We start from the raw sequence: 4,553 nt of genomic DNA on the forward strand, positions 1-4,553 counted from the left end.
CGGCGTAGGTGTTGACGGAGTAGCCGAACCGCAGCTGGGCCTCGACCTTGTCGCCCTCGGTGACCGCCACCTCGCGCATGTTGTCCCCGAACCGCGCCAGCCGCAGCGTCCGGGCCGCATGCCGTCCGGCCGCGGCCCGCGCCCAGGCGGCGACGCGTCTGACCACCCGGGGATCGGTGGCATGCCCGGCGACGATCTTCCGGTTCACACCCACGCGGGCCTCGATGTGGGCGAACTCGCGGTCGCCGTGGGCGGCCTGGTTGAGGTTCATGAAGTCCATGTCGATGCTCGACCAGGGCAGCGACAGGTTGTACTGGGTGTGCAGATGCAGCACCGGCCTATCCAGCGCACTCAGCCCCGCGATCCACATCTTCGCCGGGGAGAACGTGTGCATCCACACGATCACCCCGACACAGGTGTCCGACGCGTTGGCCTGAAGGCAGATCCGGCGGATCGACTCCGCGTCGGTCAGGACGGGCTGGGACACGATCCGCAGCGGGATCTGATCGGCCGCGTCGAGGCGTTCGGCGATCTGCCGGGACTGGTGGGCCACCTGCGCCAGGGTCTCCTCCCCGTACAGATGCTGGCTGCCGGTCAGGAACCACACCTCGTGGCCGTCGTAGGGCTGAGCATGGGTCGTCATGGAAGGTCCTTTCACAAGGGTGGCTCAGGCGGAGGCCTCGGCGCGGATGCGGCGCAGGCGGTGCATGACGTCGTTGGCACCGCGCCCGAAGTAGTCGTGCAGCAGCCGGTATTCGGCGTAGAGGCGGTCGTAGGCCAGGGCGCGTTCCGGGTCGGGCTGGTACACGCCCCGCTCGGCCTTGCCCATCGAGGCTGCCGCGGCCTGGATGTCCGGGTACGCCCCGGCCGCGACGGCGGCGTGCATGGCGGCACCCAGGGCCGGCCCCTGGGCGGAGCCGATGATGCTCAGCGGGCGGCGGGTGACATCGGCGTAGATCTGCATGAGCAGCGCGTTCTTCGTCAGACCCCCCGCGATGATCAGTTCCTTGACCGGTACGGCGGCGGACGCGAAGGCGTCGATGATGGTGCGGGTGCCGAACGCGGTGGCCTCCAGCAACGCCCGGTAGACATCCTCCGGTCGGGTCGACAGGGTCTGGCCCACGATGACACCGCTGAGTTCGTGGTCGACCAGGACGGAGCGGTTGCCGCTGTGCCAGTCGAGGGCGATCAGGCCGTGTTCGCCGACCTTCTGCCCGGCCGCGAGGTCGGTCAGGTATTCGTGCGGACTCTGGCCGGCCGCAGCGGCCCGCTCGGCGTACTCGGCGGGGAACCCGGTGCGCACGGACCAGGCGAAGATGTCCCCGACCCCGCTCTGTCCGGCCTCGTAGCCCCACAGGCCCGGCAGGATGCCGCCGTCCACCACCCCGCACATGCCCGGCACCACACCGTGCTGGTCGGAACTCATCACATGGCAGGTCGAGGTGCCCATGATGGCGACCATCTGACCTGGTTCCACCGCTCCGGCGGCGGGTGCCGTCACATGGGCGTCGACGTTGCCGACACACACCGCGATGCCCTCCGGCAGCCCCGTCCAGGCCGCCGCCTCGGCCGTCAACACGCCCGCCGCATCGCCGAGTTGGCCGATGGGGTGCTCCAGCTTGTCGGTGACGAAGCCCGCGAAGCCGGGGTTGAGTGCTTCCAGGTAGGTGCGGGAGGGGTAAGTGCCGTCCTGGTACTGACCCTTGTAGCCGGCCGTGCAGGCGTTGCGGACATACGCCCCGCACAGCCGCCACACGATCCAGTCCGCCGCCTCCACCCAGCGCTCCATACGCCGGTAGACCTCCGGATCCTCCTCCAGCACCTGCAGCGCCTTCGCGAACTCCCACTCCGAGGAGACCTTCCCGCCGTAGCGCTCCAGCCACGGCTCCTTGCGCTCCACGGCCAGCGCGTTGATCCGGTCGGCCTGCCCCTGCGCGGCATGATGCCGCCACAGCTTCACATAGGCATGCGGACGAGCCGCGTACTCCGGCAGGTCACACAGCGGCGTCCCGTCCGCCAGCACCGGCAACACCGTGCACGCCGTGAAATCCGTGCCGATACCGATCACCTGCCCCGGGCGCACACCGGCAGCGGTCAGCGCCTCCGGCACCGCATGGCGCAGCACCTCCAGATAGTCCGAGGGCACCTGCAGCGCCCAGTCCGGAGGCAACCGCGTCCCGTCCGGCAGCTCACGGTCCACAACCGCATGCCGGTACGCGTGCTCCGCCGACGCCAGCTCCGCACCGTCACGCACCCGGACCACCACGGCACGGCCCGACAGGGTTCCGAAGTCGACACCCACGACACAGGGTTCTTCAGGCACGGCGGCCCACCTCTCTTGTTCGGTATGTCAGTCAGGGTTCGGAATGGTGGACAGAAGATCGGGGGCCCGGCCGACACCGGGCCCCCGGAGGGTCAGTTGACCCGTACGACCTGCCAGAGTTCGTCACCGGCGCCGGTGTCGGTCGCCTGGACGATCAGGGCGCCGTTGGCCGTGGATGCGGAGGCGACGTCCGCGACCAGGCCGCTGGCGGAGTTGACGAGCTTGAAGTAGCCGCCTCCCGCGTCGGTCAGCGTCCAGTTCTGCGAACTCGCGCCGGAGGACGCGTTCTGGACGACGGCCGCGCCCGACGAGGTCGAGCCGTTGTTGTCGAGGAACAGGCCGCTGTTGACGTTCTTCACGGTCCACGCCCCGCCACCGGCGGACTGGAACGTCCACAGCTGGCAGTTGTTGGCGGTGTTCACCCACTGGCCGGCCTGCTTGCCCACCGTGGTGGAGGCGCCGGGGATCTCGAAGAACTTGCCGCTGTTCTTGTTGACCAGCCGGTACTGGCCGGTGGACAGGGTGGGCAGGGCGGTCTGGGTGAGGTTCCAGCGCTGGCAGGCGCAGCCGGTGTTCGACCACTGTCCGGCGGCGGTGCCGACGGTGGTGGAGGCGCTGGGGATCTCCAGGTACTTGCCGCTGATCCGGTTGGTGGCGGTGAAGCCGCCCGCCGGGTTCGGGGCGATGGCCCACTCGTGGTCGAGGGTGCCGTTGTCGTCCCACTGCAGCACCTTGGCGCCGTTGGCGGTGGACTGGTTCTGCACGCCCAGGACCTTGCCGCTGGCCACGTTGAAGATCTTGACGTAGCCGGAGGTCTGCTGGACGACCTTCCACTTCTGGTCGCTGGCGTTGTCGGCGTTCTGCTCGGTGGCGTTGACACCGTTGGTGGTCGAGCCGCCCGCGATGGCCAACAGCAGGTTGCTGTTGGCATTGGTCATCGTGTAGGTGGCGCCGTCGGAGATGCCGCCGCCCAGGTCGATGGTGCCGTAGGTGACGGGGTTGAGGCCGGTGCTGGTCAGATGTCCGCCGCTGAGGACCAGCAGGCTGTGGCCGTCGGAGAGCGGGACCATGCCGCGGCTGTAGCCGCCGGGGACGGTGGAGGCGATGCGCGTCCACTGACCGGACGCGCCGTTCTGCGTGTTGAGGAACAGGTCGGTGGTGCTGTTGGCGCTGACGACCAGGGTGCCGTTGGCCCCGCCGGTCGGCAGCCAGGTGATGTACGGCGAGCTGGTGGGGACGGTGCCGTCGGTCGCCTTCAGGGCGATGCCGGTCGCCGAGCCGAAGGCCTCCGGGTCGGCGGAGATCTTGTAGTAGACGGCGAAGCCGCCCTCGGGGGCGCCCCAGAACTCGTACGTCATCACGTAGTTGCCGTTGGGGAGCCTGGCGACCGTCGGCATGCCGGGGCGGTCGCCGTAGGTGGACGTGGCGACGTCGTTCACCACGGAGCCCCAGTTCACGCCGTCCGTGCTGACCTGGTGCACGATCTTCTGGCCGTTGGCGGGGTCGCGCTGGTCGGAGTAGTACACGATCAGCTTCGAGCCGGACACCATCAGGAACGGCTCCCACACGGGCGTCTGGCCGTTGGTGGGGTCGGCCTTGCCGCCGGTGGCGATGGTGCTGACGTACGACCAGCTCACCCCGTGGTCGGTGCTGGCGTACAGGTCCAGTTCGGTCGAGGACAGGTCGCTCGGGATGGAGTTGCCGGCGGCGAGGATGGTGCCGGCCGGGAAGTTGCCGACGGCGGTGGGAAGTTCGTACAGGAACGGCTGGTAGCGCATGCCGAAGCCGTTGTGGGTGTCCGTGATGCTGGAGATCTGGGTCCAGCTGTTGCCGTTGTCGGTGCTGCGGTAGATCGGGAAGACCGGGGTCCCCGAGCTGTACTGCTCGAAGGTGGCGAGCAGGGTGCCGTTGGACGATCCGCTGTACTGCAGACGCAGGCCGCGCGGGTAGAGCGAGCCGGGGGACGGGGTGCCCGACGCGGGGGTGTACATCGTCTGCGATGCGCGCGAGATCGCGTGCGCCGGGGCGGAGGCGGGGAGGACGAGGGCGACGGCGGCTGCGAGGAGGGCCAGCAGCAGGGTGATCGCCTGGGGTCTGCGGACGGCGGGTACGGCGCGGTGCACGGCGCCTTCCCTGGTGGTGGACATGGGCGGCTCCCAAGGGGTGTCCGGGTTGAGGGTGGTGCCTGACCCGCCGCTCCCGGGAGGCAAGGGGGAGTTGGGAGCGGTGG

General features: G+C 69.4%; 3 protein-coding genes. All 3 read right to left on the minus strand.

Going from position 1 to position 4,553, the window contains the following annotated elements; translation table 11 throughout:
- Positions 1 to 643 (minus strand): L-arabinose isomerase family protein (locus GRC12_RS42090; RefSeq protein ID WP_439959948.1); only part of this gene is annotated, 643 nt, incomplete at its 3' end.
- A 24-nt stretch (positions 644 to 667) separates the two neighbouring features.
- Positions 668 to 2,323 (minus strand): ribulokinase, encoded by a 1,656-nt coding sequence (gene araB, locus GRC12_RS42095; protein WP_208785726.1) that lies wholly within the window; start codon positions 2,321 to 2,323, stop codon positions 668 to 670.
- Between the two features lie 92 nt (positions 2,324 to 2,415).
- Positions 2,416 to 4,470 carry an RICIN domain-containing protein gene (locus GRC12_RS42100; protein ID WP_208785727.1) on the minus strand — a complete coding sequence of 685 codons (2,055 nt, stop codon included), beginning with the start codon at positions 4,468 to 4,470 and terminating at the stop codon, positions 2,416 to 2,418.
- Positions 4,471 to 4,553 lie beyond the last annotated feature (83 nt).

Source organism: Streptomyces griseorubiginosus, from assembly GCF_017614965.1.
GTDB classification, from domain to species: domain Bacteria; phylum Actinomycetota; class Actinomycetes; order Streptomycetales; family Streptomycetaceae; genus Streptomyces; species Streptomyces griseorubiginosus_B.